Raw genomic sequence first — 16,026 nt, 5'->3', positions numbered from 1 at the left:
TCCCCCCTGCTCACAGGCTGATCATCAGGGCTCGGATGAACACCTGAATCCGGTTGTAGGTCGCGCCGCCGGTGCCCCGGCCGAGGGTCACGTCGAACGTGAGCGGGATCGCCGCGCCAGGCGCGGCCATGGCGCCCAGGGCGAACGCCTTGGTCGTCTGCACGTGGGCGTCGTTGATCGTCGTGGTGCCCGTATTGCGGGTGTAATACGTCTCGTCGGTGCTGTGCCCGTAGGCCGCGCCGGCCGTCGCGGGCAGGATGAAATCGACGTCAGCCTCGCGCTCGACCACCACGAGGGCCGAACGGCAGGTGTCCGGGTTGGCGGTCGCCGTGGCGAACGAGTCGCCCGGCTGATCGAAACCGGCAGGCACGGCCAAATCAGCGTAGGCACGGGCCTCGGTGAAGCTGAAAAAGCTTGCCATGCCACGGGGCTCGGACCGCAGGCGGCCCGTCGCGTCACAGGCCACGACCCCGCCGAACGTATCGACGCTGCAGGGGTACGGCCACGCGCCCGTGTTGACCGCGAGCGGGCTGCCCACGGCCCCGGTGCCGGTCAGGCCGCACGCGCCGACCGTCAGCAGCGCCCGCAGGCCCCCAGCCGCACACGACAACAGGTTCCCGGCCACGGGCGCGATGATCGGCACGGCCGACAACGGCTGAACGACCGTGCCGTTCCCGCTGAAGTCGATGCAGTTCGTATCGGTCGTGGCGACCGAGGTCAGGCCGCCGCCGCCGCCCCCGGCGGCCGTGTAGACGCCGCCGTCCGTCCCGAAGATCGTTTGATTCCCGGCGTCCGTCGACAGGCGCACGCGCATCTGATTCGCGGCGTCGTCATAGATCAGGCCGTCGTCGAGGGCCTGCCCGACGCAGTCCTGCACGCTCTCGCACGTGACGGCCAGGCCGTCACCGAGGGTCGTGATCAGGTTCCCGACGGCCGTCGGTGAGACCTTGACGGTCGAGGTCAGGATGTACGGATCGGCGAGCGTGCCCGAGCCGGTCAGCGTGTGGTCGACGGTCGAGGTATCGCTCGCGTTGAACGCCCCGGCCGAGGCCGAGACGACATACGGGTCGGTCGTCGACCCGACGCCGGTCACCGTTACGCCCGGCCCGGCGGTCACCGAGCACGAACACGTGTTAGAGCATCCGCAGCGCGCCACGGCATCCCCCATGATCGTGGGTTCAGCCCGGCCCCCTCACCAGCGGCATTCACCGTTCAGGGTACGGGGCGGCCCTACGATCGAGGCGTGCACGCGCTCATGATCGGCCTATGGGCCGTCGTCGTCCTGTCGGCCGGGGTCCTAGCCCTGCTGCTGGTGCACGCGAACCGCGAGCGCGACGACGAACGCTGCCCGGCCGGCTGCTCATGCGAGGTGTACGACGAGCTGATCGCTAGAACAGGGCCGTCTGAGCGATCCTCGCGGGGATCTGCCGGGCGGCGAGTAGGCGCAGGCAGCGGCAACAGGTGACCGGCGCGTTCGAGGCGTGCATGCGCCGGGCGTCCCACCCGGCGACGCCGACGTGACAGGCCGCGGCGGGCAGCTCGTCGCCGCGGTGATCGGTGCTCGTCCCCGCGAGGTGCACAACTCGCGAGTTCTCAAGCCGCAACGCTCCGTCAGGCTCCATGTACCAAAGCGTAGCAAGATCATCCTTTGCGATCGGGTTACTTACAGTCTGTCGCTCCACGGGCTGAAGGCCTTCCCACAGTGTCAGGGTAGCGCCAGGACGGTCACCGTGCCCGCCGACGACGTCGCGACGAGCTGCCCGGCGTCGTCTACCTGCAGCACGAATGCGTTCGGCGGCACGCCGACCTGCACGTACGGCCTGGTCTCCAGACGCCGCAGCCGGTCGTCGAGATCACGGATCACCTCGCGGTCGGTCTGCGGCTTGATCGTCCTCTTGGGCATGGGCCCTACCCTTCTACGCCGACGGGAACGAGGGAGACGGCGACGCGCTCGCCCTCGGTGTCGAACGACACCTGCAGGCGCTTCAACCGCAGATCGGCGGCCAGTTCGTAACACGTCTCGGACGACGTCACCGGGATGATCACGCCGGGTATCAGCTCGTTGATCCCGACCGGCGCAGACGGGTCGAGCAGCGACCCGTCGGGCACCTGCAGCGTGATCGGGAACGTCCCGGCCTGCACGATCGACTCGGCCTCGGCCGTCGCCGAGGGCTGGTCGAGGATCTCCTGCTCGGTGGCCAGCGTTTCGAGCAGGCCGCACGTCCCGACCCCGCCCGCGGTTCCGGTGACGTTCTTGCCCACCACCACGGCGGCCGTCGCCGACAGCCGGCCGTCTTTCACGACCTGCAGCTCGCCCGCGAAATGCTCGTCGATCAGGCCTGACAGCCGGGCGATCGGCACCTCGCCCGCGATGATCAGCCGCCGCCCGATCGTCGTGAAGTCGATCCCGGTGCGCGCCAACTCGGCGAGTTCGTCGTACACGTACGAGCCGTTGGCCGGGTACTTGCGCTCGCCCGTGACCCCGCTCATCACCAAGAGCAGGTATTGCTCGATGTTGGGGTCGTCGACCGCGAGGGCCTGGCGCACGAGCGTCTCGGCGATCGTCGTCAGGTCGGCCGCCCCGAGCCCGGTCGCCGAGTAGTCGATCAGCGTGCGGATCACGCGGTGCGACAGCCACGCCGTGATGTCTTTGGCGGTGATCGTCGTCTGCTCGCGGCCGTACACGATCGTCTCGATCGGGCCCTGCCACACGAGCAGCTCGTCGCGGTACAGCCCGATCTCGTTGCACCACGGCCACGCCTCGCCGAGCAGATCGCAGCAGTCGGGCCCCTGGTAGGGCACGACGACCTGCGCCTCGCTGGTGTCGTCGAGGACCCGCGACCAGGTGAGCGACGCCGCGTTGAACAGCTCGCCCTGCTGCGCGCGGCCGCCGCGGTCGAACAACGCCACGGTGTAGCCGTCGGGGCATCCGAGTTCGGCCATGGTCAGCGCTCCCTGACGACGGTCTGCAGGGCGACCGTCGCCCCGGTGATGGTGTCGGCGTCGGCCTCGACGCAGACAAGGTACGGGATGCCGCACTCAAGGACCGGCCAGATCAGCGGCCCGCCCTGCGGCCCGAACGTCACGCTGCCGCCCGAGGTCTCGGCCCGGCCGGGGCAGGCCACGATCGAGCGCCGGGTCGTCCCGTCGAGGGTGTACGTCGCCGAGGCGGGAACGAACGACACGTTGACCTCGGCGCAGAACCCGCACTCGCCGAGCTGCTCGATCGTCCGGTTCAGCGGGTTGGCGTACATGCGGATACGCACGCTGCGCAGGGGCCCGTTCGGGCCCGCCTTGATCACGATGATCGGGACGGCGTCAGCCCAGATCGGCGCCGTCCCCGCGGGCACCTCGATACACAACCGGCTGCGCCCGGCGAGGGGATCGCAGTTGCACGGGTTGGACGGCATCGGGATCTCGGGCACCACGGCCGGCGGGCAGGCCGGGTCGAGGGGGCACGGCGTCGCCTCCTGCGCCTCGCACTCCTCGGCCTCACTCAAGCAGTCGGGGTCGGTCGACCACTCGATACACGGAGTGACGGCCAGGGGGTCCCACGTCTGTTCAGTGGCCACCGTGACCGGTTGGCGCAGCGCGTGCGGCCGCCCGGCGAGCAGCGTGAACTCGACCTCTTTCGCCGGGCACTCGGTACAGCAGTTGCAGCCGCCGCCGATCTCCGACACGACGTTCGGGCCGTCGATCAGGGCGACCTCGCGCAGGGTGCGCAGGTGCGGCGTCAGGCATTCCTGATACGTCTCGAACTCCGGGCTGTCCTCGCACGCCTCGGGGCAGCAGGCGAGGTATGTCAGGTCGTCGCCGCCGCACGTGCTCGTGCCGCACGCGAGCGATCCGTCGAGGGCCGAGGCGAGCCAGCGCAGGCCGTAGTCGATGCCGCAGCACGTCGACCCGAGCAGCAGGCCGCGGACGACGATCGTGCGCGGGCCGAGGCGGCGGCGGCCGATCAGCGCGCCGTCGCCGAGCCGGTCGGTACGGCTGCGCTCGACCGGCGCCACGTCGAGACCCGTGATGCTGCTGACGAGCAGCCCGCCGAACTCATACGACTCGGGCTCGGCCGGGTCAACCCACGGCACGTTCGCGTCGAGGTCCGGGCGCCGGTAATCCTGGTCGCCGAGCATCGCGGCCAGGTCCGGGCAGCAGCAGTCGTTCACGGTCATCGTGTGCGGCTTGAGGCCCTGCCGGGCGTAGTTGGTCGCCCGGCAGGAGTTGGCGATCTCGACGCCCGCCAGGCAGAGATAGTCGTGCGCGGCCATGGCCGGCCCCCCTCTATCGGAGGGCCGCGACGAGGCGGCCCTCGATGATGTCGACCACGGCGCGCGGGTCCGTGACGTTGTTGATGTTGTTCGTCTGGTTGATCGTGGTCGAGCGCGCCGTGCCGGTCGTGGCTGCCGCGCCGCGGCCGCCGGTCAGGGCCGAGGCGCGCGGCGGCAGCAGCGCGGCCGCCCGTTCGACCTGCCGGTCGGGCCGTACGGTGTCGGCGATCTCGGCCTGCACTCGGGCGCGCAGCCGCTGCAGGCCCCGGATGTAGCCGAGCATCGTGTTCTCGGCGTCCTTGTCGAGCACCCGTGACGGGCTCTTGATCTTCAGGGTCTTGCGGACGGTCAGCGACACCGACTCGGCGATCTCGGTCATCAAAGCGATGATCTTCTTGCGGTCGGCCTGCAGCCCGGTCAGGAACCCCTTGGACGCCTGCCGCCCGGCGTCGAACAGCAGGTCGGCCGAGTCGCGGCCGAGGTTGCGCGTCGCGGCGTCGATCTGCGCCTGCGTCTTGTTGATCTGGAACAGCGCGGTCTTGGACGTCTTCCGCAGCGTCGCCGCCAGGGCGCCGCCCTCCTCGGGCCCGCCCTCGATGATCTGCCGCAGCAGGCTCTTGGACAGGCCCCGCCCGGCCAGGGCCTGAATGTCGCGGGCGAATTGGCGGATCTTGGCGAGCCGGTCGCGCAGCGTCTTCTCGATCGAGGCCCCGCTCGCCCGCTCGTCGTCGCTGAACCCCGACAGGCCGGCGAACGTGCGCGCCTGGTCGGTCGTCGAGGTGGCGAGCTGCTGCGCATTCTCGATCGCCGCCGTGATCTTGTCGCGCTGCTTGGCCAGCGTCGACAGGCGCCCGTTCAGGACCTCAAGCCGCTTGATCAGCAGATCGTCGACCTTCGTCTTGATCCCCGAGAACGCCCTGCTGATCTGCCTTTCGAGGGACGTGAACGCGCGGCCGATCTCCGATGGGCTGCCGGTGATGTTCTTGACGAACCCGACGCCGACGGTCTGCGCGATCGCCAAGATCCGCTTTTCGAGGTTCTTGCGCTGCCGCTCCAGCTCGGCGGCCAGGGCCCGCCGGTTTCCCGTCAGGCCGGCCGCCAGGGCCGCCCCGAGCAGAGCGGAGATGTCGACCTTGGGGGCGCGCTGCACAGGCCCGCCGAGCGCGAACCGGGGGAGCGCGCCGACCAGCCCGCCCGAGGCGAAACGATTGCTGTTGATCGCCTGTAGCAGCCGCTCGTGCCGCTTGGTGGCCGCGGCGTTGACGACGAACTCTCCGTTCGACAGGCGCGCGAGGATCGAGTCGGACGTGCCCGTTCCCGGCCCGCTGAGTCGGCCCGAGATGCCGCCGCCACCCGCGAACCGCTGGAACCCGCGCACGGCATCGAATCGCCCGCCTGTTGCCCCGGCGTGGGCCTGCAGGCCGCCGTTGACGCGTACGAAAACGTCGATGACCTTGCCGCTGCTGTTCTTGATCAGCCGCTGAACGGCCGACTCGGCGGGCGAGGTGTCGGCGACGGCCTTCAACTTGATGACCTTGCCATTGGGCAACACCTTGATCCGGTTGCCGAGCCGATCGACGACCGTGATAGCCCCCTTGGCGTCCTCACGGGCACCATCGAGGCTGCGCGCCAGGGCGAACACGGCGGCCTGCCCCGCCTTGCTGTTGCCGGCCAAACGCGACAGGGCGGGCAGCAGCTTGAGCGTCTCGGCCGTGGTCTCGGCCGTGCTGCCCTTGGCGCGCTGCTCGGCGACGAGCTTGTCGCGCAGCGCCGTGACCTCTTTCGACAGGAACTGCTGCCGCTGCAGGCTGGTGAGGTTCCCCTTCTTGAACGCCGCGTTAATCTCGTTCTGCACTTCCTTGAGCCGGTTCGTCGCATCGAGCACCGCGAGCGAGGGGTTCAGGAACCGGTCGAACGCTTCCTGCAGCGCCTGCGTCTGCAGCGTCAGCCCGAGCGCCTCATCTTTGGCGCGCGACCAGGCGTCGGCGAGCACGATCGTCGTGTCTTTGGCCGTGGCCACCGACGCCGAATAGGTCGCGATCCGAGCGGCCGCCGACGCCGAGATCGTGCCGTTCTCATCGAGCGCCTTGGACAAGTCGACCCCGGCGGCCGTGGCGAGCCTGGTCGCCGACTCGATGCTCGGCGCGAACCCGGCGTTGACGAGCTGCTGCGCGGCCGACGTCACGCGCTTGATCGCCTCGCTGTTGCGCGCCATGGCGGCCTCGATCGGCACCTGCACGAAGTCGTTTGCCGCGAGGGCGCCCTGCAGCATCTGCAGGTTCATCTGCGAGGCGTCGCGCGTCACCTCGCGCGAGGCGGCCGCGAGCCGCTGCTGCGCGGGAATCAGCTTGGCGGAGAGCGCCTTGTTCGCCGCCTCGTACCCCTTGATGTTGTTGCCGGTCGCGTTGTTGATCCCGTTGATCGAGTTGATCGTCGAGTCAATCGCCGACTTGGCGTTGAGTGCCTTGATCGCGAAAAACGCGATCGCGATCCCGGCGGCGACGTACAGGTTCGGGCCCGCCCCGGCGACCACGTTCAGCAGCCGGGCCGCCCCCGCCGCCTTGCCGGCCGAGGTAGCGAACCCGGCCACCTTCTTAGCGCCGCTGCCGAGCAGGCCGCTCGCGGCCGCGAGCGGCGTGCGCAGCGCGATCGCCGTCACGACGAGCTGCGCCAACACAGGGCTGACGTCGTTCAGAACGGTCAGCAGCCGCAGCAGCACGCCGACCAGGCCGACCACCGACCCGCCGAGCGGCGCCAGGGCCTCGACCGTCGAGGCCAGCGCCGCGCCGAGGTCGAGCATGAGGTCGGTCAACGCGTCGACCGCCGGGCCCGCCGACCGCTCCAGGAAGGCGAAGAACTCCCGGGCGCGCGGGGAATCGAACCCCTGCCCGATCGTCTGCGTCGACCTGATCAGCGCCTCGGATGTGGTCTCGGCGAGCGGCCGCAGCCGGGGCAGCAGCCGGATCGTCTCCGACACCGCGGCGTTGTACAGCCGCAACGTGGACGGCTCGACGGCCGCACTCACGGCCTTGTACTGCGTGATGAGCTGCCTCGTCGACACGACGGCCTGCCGCTGAGCCCTCGTCAGCCCGTCCCACCGATCCGCGAGATCGGTCGTCCCCTTGATGACGTCGCGGATCGGCCCGACCGCGAGCGCGGCCGTCGCGGCGATCCCAGCCCCGGCAGCGACCAGCAGCGGCGCCGCGCCCGCGGCGAACGCGATCGCCGAGGCGAGCAGCCCCAGGCGGCCCGTGTACTTGTTCAGCGAGACGCCCGACCGGTCGGCCTTCTTGCCGAAGTCGGCGACCTGGTCGCCGAGGTCGTCGAGCCCGGCCCCGCCGCCCCCGCGGCCGCCGATCGAGGCGATCGCATCGCTGGCCTGCTCCGCGGCCGGGACCAGGCGGCCGCGCAGCGTCGTCGCGGCCCGATCGGCCACCTGCTCGACCCGATCGATCTCGACCGTGTCGAGGTCGAACAGCGCCCCCTGAACGGCCTCGATCTGCTGCCGCACCTCGACGAACCCGCCCGACTCGTCAATGTCGAACAGCGAGCCCTGCCCAGCCTGCGACAGGCGCCGCAGCGACGCCGCGGCGCGGTCGGCGCCGTCTGCGACCTCATCCCCTACACGGCCGCCGGCCTCGGCGGCGTCGTCGAGGGCCCCCTCGATGGCGGCGGCCGCCCGCTTGACCTTGGCGGCCGCCCGGTCGGCGCCGTTGCCGAGGTCGTCGGCGACGGCCTTACCGGCCTTGCGGCTTGCCTGGGGGATCTTGTCGAGGGTCTTCTCGGCGTCCTTGGCGACCCGCTGCATGCGCTTCTTGAGGTCGCGCTGCAGTTCCTCGTCGAGATCGTCAAAGTCGATCGACAGCTCGACCCGGCTCGACGCTAGTGGCTGCTCGGACAACGGGGCACCCCTCGTACAGATGGGTTGCCCGGCCCCCTCACCAGCAGCAGTTATCAGGCTAAGGGCCGGAGACCGGCCCGCCTCGTCTCACGCCGCCCATGGCGGCCATGTACGCCGCGCCCTGTTCCTCGGCCGACATGATCTCGACTTGGCGCACGTCGACCCACGGCGGCGGCTGCCGCAGCTTGAAGTCGAACACGTCGCGCTCGCGCGTATCCCTGCCCTCGACGAGTAGCCCGTGCATCAGGTTGCACACCCGCGCCGGCGACTCGGCGGCCAGGGCGGCCAGGTCGACGCCGCGCAGCAGCAGCGCGCCGTCGAGGTCAGCCCACTGGTCGGCTACGGACGCGATGAGCTTCTGCGCCACCCACCAGCGGCGCCCGGTCGCCGCCTCGACCAGGCCCTCGGCCACCCGCCGCATCTGCCGCAGCGTCAGCGAGTCGCCGGGGTCGTCGAGCCGGTCGTCGAGGTAGCCGGCCGAGGCGTCGTCGACCAGGTCGTACAGCACGTCGCGCTGCCACGCCTCGAACCGCAGCCGGTCGAGCAGGCACGACCACGAGCCCGTGACGGGGAACGCCTCGCCGTCGAGGGCGAACGAGCGGGGCGGCCCATGCAGGGCCGCCCGCCACGCCTCAACCCGCACGCTCACCTGCCCCGGCGGCGCCTGGCCGGGCGGCCCCCGCGGGCCCGGTTCTCTTCCTCAAGCTTCTTATTGAGGATCTTCACGACCTTTTCCAGGATGTCGTACAGATGGGAGATCCGGAACGGGTCGAGATCGTCGTCGAGGCGCCGCTGCAAATGATCAAGGGTGTCAGCTGACAGCACCCGCTCAAGGAAGCGGCGGCCGGCGAACAGCGCATCAGCCGTCGAGGCGCGGCGGGCCCCGGCCTCCATGAGCTGCGCGAGCACTTCCTCAAGCTTGTGCGGCGCGACGATCGTGCCGACGAACCCGTCGAGGTCGAACTCGATCGACCGGTCGGCCTCGTCGGGCACGTCCTCGTCGGCGAGGTCCTCGGTCGTGAACCGCAGCTCGGGCGGGATCACACGGGTCGGCTCGATCGTCCCGGCCTCCTCGTCGAACTCCTCGCCCGCCTGGTCGACGTCGACCGGCTCGGCCTCCCTCGCACGGCGCGGCCTCTTGGTCACTGCGGCTGTCGTCATACGTCCCCCTTGTCGAGGCGGGCGCGGTAGGCCCGCCACCCGCCGAAGTCGCTGATATCCGTCAGGCCCGGCGCGGCCAGCGCCTCGGAACGCATGAACATCGCGAGCGACCCGAACCCCGTCACCAGGTGCACGACACCGAGTTCGAGTTCGGCGGGCTCGGCGGCGAGCAGCCGGTCGAGGATCTCGTACGTCACCTGATACAGCTCGCCGAGCACCACGGCCCCGCCCTCGACCGCCTGCAGGCCGGGGAACTCGTCGCGCACCGACCACAGCCGATAGCGCGGCTCGGTCGCCACGGTGTCGACGAACGTCGCGCCGTCGAGCAGGTGATGCAGATTCCCGCCCTTCATGCCGCCGCCGGTCAGGTACATCAGGAGGTTGTTCATGGTCGCTCCGGGGGTTGTGATCAGCGTTCCCGCACAGGGTAAGGGCAGGCGTCGCGGAAAGCCCTGACCAGCCACTTATCAGGCTTGATGCCGCGCACGAACTTCGCGAACACGACCGGCCGGTTCCCCTTGGCCAGACCCCGCCCGCCGCGCCCGGTCCCCTTGACCTCGAACCGCAGCGCTTTCGTCTTGGCCGGGTTCAACGGTCGGATGACCCGCCGCTTGGGCCCGTACAGGCCGGTGCCCTCGTGCAAGTACAGGCCGTAGTCGAGCGGGCTGCCCGCGCGCATCACGACCCTGCCGGGGAACACGGTCACGTTGTGGTCGATCGAGGTGCGCAGGTGGCCGTCGTCGACCTTCACGTTCTTCTTGGCCTGGTTGACCGTACGGCGGCCGATGCGCTCGGCCTGCCGCACCACGGGCCCGGCCGGGCCGTTGACGAGTTCCCGGTACGCCGCCTGATTGAGCCGCACCCGCACCCGCGCCATGTCAGCCGTCCTCGGGCAGCCCGGTCGCCGTGGGGCGGTGCCGGAACGCGGGGTGCTTGGCCCGGCTCGCCGCCTCGCCATGGTCGACTCCCTCGGCCGCTGCCGCCTCGACCGGCTCGGGCTCGGGGGCTGGCGGGGTCACGTCGACCAGCTTGCCGCCGTCGACCAGCCTGCGCAGCAGGGCCGTCTCCTCGTAGGTGACGACCTGGCCGTGCTGCAGGCCGAGTACCCGCGCGGCCGCTCTCACTGTCATCTGTGCCATGCCTCGAACATAGGTACGGCCCGCCCCCCACCAGGGGAAGCGGGCCGTACGGCGCGTTGCGTCAGTTCGGGTCGACGTCCTGGTCGACGTCGTGCGCCGAAGACCATCCGAGTTCGGCCATGGTGTACAGCTCGGCGTCATCGCAGGCGGCCTGCTGCGCGGCCCGGCCGACCCGCTCGAACGAGTCGAGCAAGGCAGGCGTCATGTCGGGGTGCCGCCTCAGATACTGCATGCCGCACATGAGCGCGTAGGCGTCGCGGCGGTTCATCTGCAGCGTGATGTCAGGCATGGTCGCCCATCGCTCGTAAGCGGCCTGCAGCAGCGCCAGACCCGCACGGTCCTCGGGCCGGGCGGTCATGCCTGCCTCATGGTGGCGGTCGAGGTCTCGGCGGTATGCGAGGAAAGCATCGTGATCCTTCCGGTTAGAACGGGCCCTCGTCGGGGCCGGGCTCGTACGGGTCGTCGGGGTGTACAGAATCGGACATGGGCGACTACCTTTCTTGATCAGTTGAGGATGACGGCGCGGTCGAGTCGGGCGGCGAGATCCCGCATGATCGACTCGGGGGATTTGGTGGCTGTCTCGATGCCGAGCGCGGCGAGCGAGATGTCGACGTTCCACATCATCAGTTCGCCCACGTCGCCCCAGCCGCCGCCCGTCTTGCACTCGGCGAAAGCGGTCTTCCACGCGGGTGAGGCGAACGCGTCGCTCGCGTCGGCGGCCAGCGCCTTGAGCTGACGCTTCATGGCGGCCGGGTCGGCGAGGTTGTCGAGCCATGCGGCCCGCGCGCGGTCGCGGAACGGGGCGACGGTCGCCGAGGCGGCCGCGCACGGCGAGGCCGGTGTCGTCGCGGCGGCGGGGGTGGCAGGTGCGGTTGCGGGGGCGGCTGCGGGGGCGGTGGTCGCCGAGCCGCAGGCGGTGAGGGACAGAGCGGCCGCTACGGCGGCGATCAGGTGGCGCATGGGGGTTGGAGTCCTTCCCGGCCCTCTGGGGGCCGTACGCGGCTGGCCAGCGGCCGCAGGGGGTGATCGGTCGGGCGCGGGGAGTAGCGGCCGTAGAGCGCCCTGCAGGGCTGTCGCAGGGCGCTCTGCGGTCAGGTCAGACGATCTCGATCGCGAGAACCTTGTCGACACCCGCGCAGTCAGCGACGGTATCGACGTCGGGCCCGAACGTGTGGGGGATCAGCGTGCAGCCCATCTGCCGCAGCGAGCCGCGCAGCACGAGCTCGATCTGCTCGACGGGCACGCCGCGCAGGTCGACAACCGCCGTGATGACGGCGGCCTCGGGCTTGGCGGGCTCGATCGTCCACTGCCATAGGGCGCGGGGCGACAGGGTGATGCGCTCGGGTGTGATCGACCACTCTTCGGGGTCGGTCGGGCTGTAGGACAGCGCGCCCTCGGCGGGCCGGTCGGTCTCGATCATCAGGAAGGCCGAGCCGCTGCGCGGGGTCTCGATGACGGTGCCGGTCGCGACGAGTTCCGGGTTCGCGAGGTCGCCCGTGTGGGCCGAGCCCTCGCTGTAGCGGGTCAGGGTGATGCGGTCCCCGTAGGCGGGGAAATCCAGGGGCTTGATGTCGATCATGGTTGCCTTTCTCGGGTCGTGGTGACGTTCCGACGGCGGGGGCGGGGCCCCGACGAGAGTCGGGGCCCCGCCGTCTGTCAGCCCCACTGAACGGCGGGAACCTTGCTGGTCGGGGCCGCCCAGGAAGTTCCGGGGTTCGTCATCTTGATCACCTTTCCACGGGCTGATGTTGCGTGATGAACACTACACATGTAGGGCTGATCATGCAACCGTGTCACTCATAAGCTACGCATCGTTACCGCGTCGTCACCTGCGACGCGACCGCCCGCCGCCGCGCAGCCGCGCCTGCGCCTGGTCTCGGGTGTGCCAGATCGAGCGCAGTGCGGCCGACACCTCAGGGCGGCACTGACGGCACGGGATCGCCCGATCTCGCCCGCCCTTGTCGGTGTAGTCGATCCACCCGGCGACGCAGATGTGATGCGTGCACTCGCACGCAGGGAACGGGCAGCGCATCCCCATGTCGGCCCCCTCCTGTGCGGAGAGTCATTGCAAGTCGTTACTTACAAGCAGGGTAACCACCAAGGCCGACAGAACGCCCCTGGATATCGCCGCGCCGGGCCCGCCCGGCCGGGCATCATGGCGGCCATGCGAGCACCCGTGACGGAAGTCAAAACCCGATCCCTGTACCTCGGCGACGAGAAAATTCCGCTGCTCTACGTCTCGACGCCGCCGGGCGAATGGTTCGAGTCGCTGTTCGCCCGTATGGCCTTGAACAACGGGCTGCCCCGTTTCCGCCCCGGGCGCGGCATCGGCCCCTCGGGCGTCGGGTGGCAGTTGCTGTTCGACCGGCTCGGGCCCGGCGACCCCGCCCCGCTCATGTCGGTGCTGTGGCCGGCGTTCGCCGACCCGCTCGTGTTCGGGGTGCGCAAGGCGTCGCCGATGGGATGGGCTGACCGCGCGGTCGACGCCGGGTGCGCGGCCCTGATGATCGGGCCTGCCCTCGACTGGCCGGCCCTGGTCCAGGTGCGCGAAAGCGACCTCGACGAGGGCGGCATCATGATGGGGGCCGTCATCCTCGACGCACTCGGCGGCCGCCTGGCGGCCGCCGGGATCGTTCCAACACTCACCCGTCAGCCCTAGAGCAGCCCGGCCAGGCCGCACTCTGCGTCTGCCGTCAGTCGAGCACGATCTCGATACACGGCTGCGGCCCGTACAGCACGAGCGCGAGGTACTGCAGGTTCCCCTCGTGAATGACCGTGTGCGCCCGGCGCGGCGGCGCGCTGCCGACCTTGACGTCCAGCTCGGAGCCGACCGTGAACCGCACAGGCGACTCGATCATGACTTTCGCCGTCGCGTTCAGCAGTTCGGCCGCCTCGCGCTCGGCCACGCCCACGACGAGCAGCTCGGGCAGATTCCGCAGCGACAGGCCCGCCGTGTACGACAGCGGCCGGGGCAGACCGGTCTCGGACTGCACGAGCCACCCGCGATCGGCGATCATCCGCCGGGCCCGCGACAGGTATGCCGCCGCCTCGTTCTCCCGGCGGCGCCGCAGGGCGGCCGCCGTGTCGAGCAGGGGAACGGGCAGGTCACGGCGCTGCGTCATGACGGCAGAGTAAGGGCCGGGAAACAGGAGACCCCGCAGCACGCGCGCACTGCGGGGCCCTGTCTCTCGCCGGCGGGGTCTCGGCCGTTCCTCTTGCGCCGCGGTGCGAGAGACTCCGCGGCCTGCAGGATCGGGCCCCCAGACGTCGAGCTTTCCCTATTAGCCCGGCGAGCCGATGTCGACCTCGGCGAGCGCCTGACGTTCGGTACGCCCCCGGTAGAGCCTGGGAAGTTCGCCGGGGGTTCGGGGTGTGGCGTGCGATCCGCCCCCGATGCTACGCCGGCATACATGATTGTGACGGTCGAACGTGGAACGTCAGGGCTCGGCCGGAGGGCAGCAGTCGCCGGCCTCGACCGTGACCGTCATCGCGCCCCCGGCGCACCCGCCATCGGGCCCCCGGCTGCGCCACTCGCCGACGATCGCCTGCCGCCCCTTGGTGATGAAACAGCACACGACGGCCCGGCGCATCGCCGCGGCGTCGTCGAGGATCTTCTCGGTATCCGCGGTGCGCTGCTCGCAGCTCGGCGGCACGCCGTCGTCGTCCATGACGCTCACGCACCGGAACACGCCGAGTTCCAGCTCGACCGCGTACAGGCCGGTCACGCACCGGTTCGGGTCGTTGGCCGGTACGGGGAACTTCGCCGTCGTCGGGAACGTCCGCACGACCCGCACCCACGCGGTTCCCTCGCCCTCGGGGCCCTGCCCGCAATCCATCGGTTCGGGGCCGGGCGACAGGCAGCAGTAACACACCGGTCCGCCGACCGTCTCGCCCAGCTCGGCGCACAGGCACGACAGCAGCGCCTGCGCCAGAGGCAGCGCCGTCGTGTCAGGCACGGCCGCTCACCCGCCGCTCGTCACGGTGCGCGGCCGTCGCCGATCCGGGCTGTACACGCGGGCGCCGCGCGCCAGGCCGCCGGGGTTGACCGCCCGAATCCACAGGTCGACCTCGTATAGCCCGGTCAGCCCGTCGTCGAGGAAGTTCATCGGGTCGAGGAAGTCGAGCCGCACGCCCTCGCGGGTGAGTGACTGCACCCGCCGGGGCAGGCGGCAGCCCGACAGGTTCGCGCACGACTTGCCGAACTCGCACGCCAGGGCCGAGGCGGCGGCGATGCCGCCCGGCGGAATCGGGATTCCCTGCAGGTACCGCACGCTGAACGTCCCGACCTCGCTGTCTGGCAAGCTGAGGTCTTGGCACATGGGCCAGCACTCGCCCGAGTCCGATCGGGCGACGAGGGCGCGGTGATCGAGCACGAGGTAATCGCCGGGATCGACGACCGCGCCGTCAAGCAGGACCTCGGCGATCGAGTCGACGGGGCCCGGCAGGATCACCTCGCACAGCGTCGCGCACGAGCAATCGCCGGGGCAGCGACCGCACGCCAGGTTCAGCCACTGCCCGCCGTCGAGAACGGGCGTGAACGCCGCCCCAAGCGGCCCCGAGATGGGCCAGGCGGGCGCGTACGACGTCGAGGTGCAGGGCAGGCGGCACGGCCTGACGGTCGTTTCACACAGGCCGAACCGGTAGCCCGACAGCCGCCACACGATCTCGGTCGCGACCGACGTCGCGAACGCCTGCTGCGCGGGCGTCAGGTCCGGCCACGCGATGCAGCAGCTCGTGTCGAGGGTCCAACCGCACGGGGTCGTACGGATCGTCACGCGGCCCCCTTCCATGGGGTGAGGCCCGGCCACGCCGAGGCGGCGGCCGGGCCTCGGTCGGCGGTCAGGGCAGGGCGACGCAGCCGCAGTCGGCCGGGACGGTCGGCGGCTGAATCGTGGTCAGGTGCATGTCGAGCAGGTCGAGAGGGCCGATCGGCGTGAGCAGCGGCCCCGCCGTATTGGCCGCGTTGGTCGCGTCCACGTTGTACGGGCCGACCCCCCAGTTTCCGCCGAGTTCGGTCCGCGCGGTGATCTCGAAACTGGCGCCGTCGTTCTCCATGGTGAAGCCGGTCAACACGGCGCCCTTGACCCACGGCGCGAGGAAGTAGCCCCACGGCTTGCTGTCTTCCTGCCCGACAACACAGGGCTGCCCCGGAATGCGGGTCCATGCCTCAAGGGCGAACCCGCCGTCGCACAGGATGTTCCTCCCGACCCTGTTGCCGACGCTCGTTCCCTCCCAGTCGACGACGAGCGGGTGACCGGTGATGATCTCGAATAGGTCGGGGTTGACCTGGCAGAACGCGAACGTGATGTTCAACCACTTGATCTCGTCGCAGGCTTTGTCGCTCACGCATAGGCGGCCGTTGGCCTTGAGGATCTCGACTTCGGTGCCCTCTTTGATCTCGCTTTCCCAAGCGATCGACACGAACCCGTCGCTGACGACGGTCGAGCAGGGCCCGACCACAGGGGCGCCGCAGGAGTCGAGCCGCGTAGCCCGCATCACCTCGGCACCGATAGATGACCAACAGGTCGCCGGCATCGGCTGCACCTCTCATCACGGA

The 16,026-nt window shown here is 70.3% G+C and carries 20 protein-coding genes; 1 reads left to right on the top strand and 19 read right to left on the bottom strand.

Annotated elements, in window-relative coordinates:
• Window positions 1–10 precede the first annotated feature (10 nt).
• The 15 genes from AB0F17_RS28830 to AB0F17_RS28760 all read right to left on the bottom strand — a co-directional run bounded on the left by AB0F17_RS28830 (window position 11) and on the right by AB0F17_RS28760 (window position 12,507).
• Window positions 11–1,093, bottom strand: coding sequence for a hypothetical protein (locus AB0F17_RS28830; RefSeq protein WP_358028865.1), 1,083 nt, complete (start codon window positions 1,091–1,093; stop codon window positions 11–13).
• Between the two features lie 295 nt (window positions 1,094–1,388).
• Window positions 1,389–1,622, bottom strand: coding sequence for a hypothetical protein (locus AB0F17_RS28825; RefSeq protein ID WP_358028862.1), 234 nt, complete (start codon window positions 1,620–1,622; stop codon window positions 1,389–1,391).
• 83 nt (window positions 1,623–1,705) lie between these two features.
• Window positions 1,706–1,903: a hypothetical protein gene (locus tag AB0F17_RS28820; RefSeq protein WP_358028860.1), complete on the bottom strand. Its 198-nt coding sequence runs from the start codon at window positions 1,901–1,903 to the stop codon at window positions 1,706–1,708.
• A 5-nt stretch (window positions 1,904–1,908) separates the two neighbouring features.
• Window positions 1,909–2,943: a hypothetical protein gene (locus tag AB0F17_RS28815; protein ID WP_358028858.1), complete on the bottom strand. Its 1,035-nt coding sequence runs from the start codon at window positions 2,941–2,943 to the stop codon at window positions 1,909–1,911.
• Between the two features lie 2 nt (window positions 2,944–2,945).
• The gene (locus AB0F17_RS28810) at window positions 2,946–4,268 is read right to left on the bottom strand and encodes a hypothetical protein (protein ID WP_358028856.1); all 1,323 of its coding nucleotides are present in this window, start codon (window positions 4,266–4,268) and stop codon (window positions 2,946–2,948) included.
• 13 nt (window positions 4,269–4,281) lie between these two features.
• Complete coding sequence (locus tag AB0F17_RS28805) at window positions 4,282–8,169, bottom strand: hypothetical protein (RefSeq protein ID WP_358028853.1); 3,888 nt, start codon at window positions 8,167–8,169, stop codon at window positions 4,282–4,284.
• A 58-nt stretch (window positions 8,170–8,227) separates the two neighbouring features.
• Window positions 8,228–8,818: a hypothetical protein gene (locus AB0F17_RS28800; protein WP_358028850.1), complete on the bottom strand. Its 591-nt coding sequence runs from the start codon at window positions 8,816–8,818 to the stop codon at window positions 8,228–8,230.
• On the bottom strand, window positions 8,815–9,330 hold the full coding sequence (locus AB0F17_RS28795; protein ID WP_358028847.1) for a hypothetical protein: 516 nt from the start codon (window positions 9,328–9,330) through the stop codon (window positions 8,815–8,817). Before AB0F17_RS28795 ends, AB0F17_RS28800 begins: the two co-directional genes overlap by 4 nt.
• On the bottom strand, window positions 9,327–9,719 hold the full coding sequence (locus AB0F17_RS28790) for a gamma-glutamylcyclotransferase (RefSeq protein WP_358028844.1): 393 nt from the start codon (window positions 9,717–9,719) through the stop codon (window positions 9,327–9,329). Before AB0F17_RS28790 ends, AB0F17_RS28795 begins: the two co-directional genes overlap by 4 nt.
• Before the next feature lie 20 nt (window positions 9,720–9,739).
• Window positions 9,740–10,207 carry a hypothetical protein gene (locus AB0F17_RS28785; RefSeq protein ID WP_358028841.1) on the bottom strand — a complete coding sequence of 156 codons (468 nt, stop codon included), beginning with the start codon at window positions 10,205–10,207 and terminating at the stop codon, window positions 9,740–9,742.
• Between the two features lies 1 nt (window position 10,208).
• The gene (locus AB0F17_RS28780) at window positions 10,209–10,469 is read right to left on the bottom strand and encodes a hypothetical protein (RefSeq protein WP_358028838.1); all 261 of its coding nucleotides are present in this window, start codon (window positions 10,467–10,469) and stop codon (window positions 10,209–10,211) included.
• 61 nt (window positions 10,470–10,530) lie between these two features.
• A complete protein-coding gene (locus AB0F17_RS28775) occupies window positions 10,531–10,827 on the bottom strand; it encodes a hypothetical protein (protein ID WP_358028835.1) in 297 nt (98 codons plus the stop codon).
• Window positions 10,828–10,973: 146 nt separating this feature from the next.
• Window positions 10,974–11,429 carry a hypothetical protein gene (locus AB0F17_RS28770; RefSeq protein WP_358028832.1) on the bottom strand — a complete coding sequence of 152 codons (456 nt, stop codon included), beginning with the start codon at window positions 11,427–11,429 and terminating at the stop codon, window positions 10,974–10,976.
• 136 nt (window positions 11,430–11,565) lie between these two features.
• On the bottom strand, window positions 11,566–12,048 hold the full coding sequence (locus tag AB0F17_RS28765; protein WP_358028829.1) for a hypothetical protein: 483 nt from the start codon (window positions 12,046–12,048) through the stop codon (window positions 11,566–11,568).
• 246 nt (window positions 12,049–12,294) lie between these two features.
• Window positions 12,295–12,507 (bottom strand): hypothetical protein, encoded by a 213-nt coding sequence (locus AB0F17_RS28760; protein WP_358028826.1) that lies wholly within the window; start codon window positions 12,505–12,507, stop codon window positions 12,295–12,297.
• 126 nt (window positions 12,508–12,633) lie between these two features.
• On the opposite strand from AB0F17_RS28760, the gene AB0F17_RS28755 reads away from it, so the two are divergent.
• Window positions 12,634–13,128, top strand: a complete 495-nt coding sequence (locus AB0F17_RS28755) for a hypothetical protein (protein ID WP_358028823.1) — start codon at window positions 12,634–12,636, stop codon at window positions 13,126–13,128.
• A gap of 34 nt (window positions 13,129–13,162) precedes the next feature.
• Here AB0F17_RS28755 and AB0F17_RS28750 read toward each other — a convergent pair whose 3' ends face one another.
• The 4 genes from AB0F17_RS28750 to AB0F17_RS28735 all read right to left on the bottom strand — a co-directional run bounded on the left by AB0F17_RS28750 (window position 13,163) and on the right by AB0F17_RS28735 (window position 15,968).
• Entirely contained in the window at window positions 13,163–13,591 is a 429-nt protein-coding gene (locus AB0F17_RS28750; RefSeq protein WP_358028820.1) for a DUF4262 domain-containing protein, read from the bottom strand.
• Between the two features lie 315 nt (window positions 13,592–13,906).
• A complete protein-coding gene (locus tag AB0F17_RS28745) occupies window positions 13,907–14,425 on the bottom strand; it encodes a hypothetical protein (RefSeq protein WP_358028817.1) in 519 nt (172 codons plus the stop codon).
• A 6-nt stretch (window positions 14,426–14,431) separates the two neighbouring features.
• The gene (locus AB0F17_RS28740) at window positions 14,432–15,244 is read right to left on the bottom strand and encodes a hypothetical protein (RefSeq protein ID WP_358028814.1); all 813 of its coding nucleotides are present in this window, start codon (window positions 15,242–15,244) and stop codon (window positions 14,432–14,434) included.
• 64 nt (window positions 15,245–15,308) lie between these two features.
• Window positions 15,309–15,968: a hypothetical protein gene (locus tag AB0F17_RS28735; protein WP_358028811.1), complete on the bottom strand. Its 660-nt coding sequence runs from the start codon at window positions 15,966–15,968 to the stop codon at window positions 15,309–15,311.
• Between the last annotated feature and the right edge of the window lie 58 nt (window positions 15,969–16,026).

This window comes from Nonomuraea sp. NPDC026600 (assembly GCF_040638335.1).
GTDB lineage: Bacteria > Actinomycetota > Actinomycetes > Streptosporangiales > Streptosporangiaceae > Nonomuraea.
This window is presented reverse-complemented; position numbering and strand designations above follow the sequence as displayed.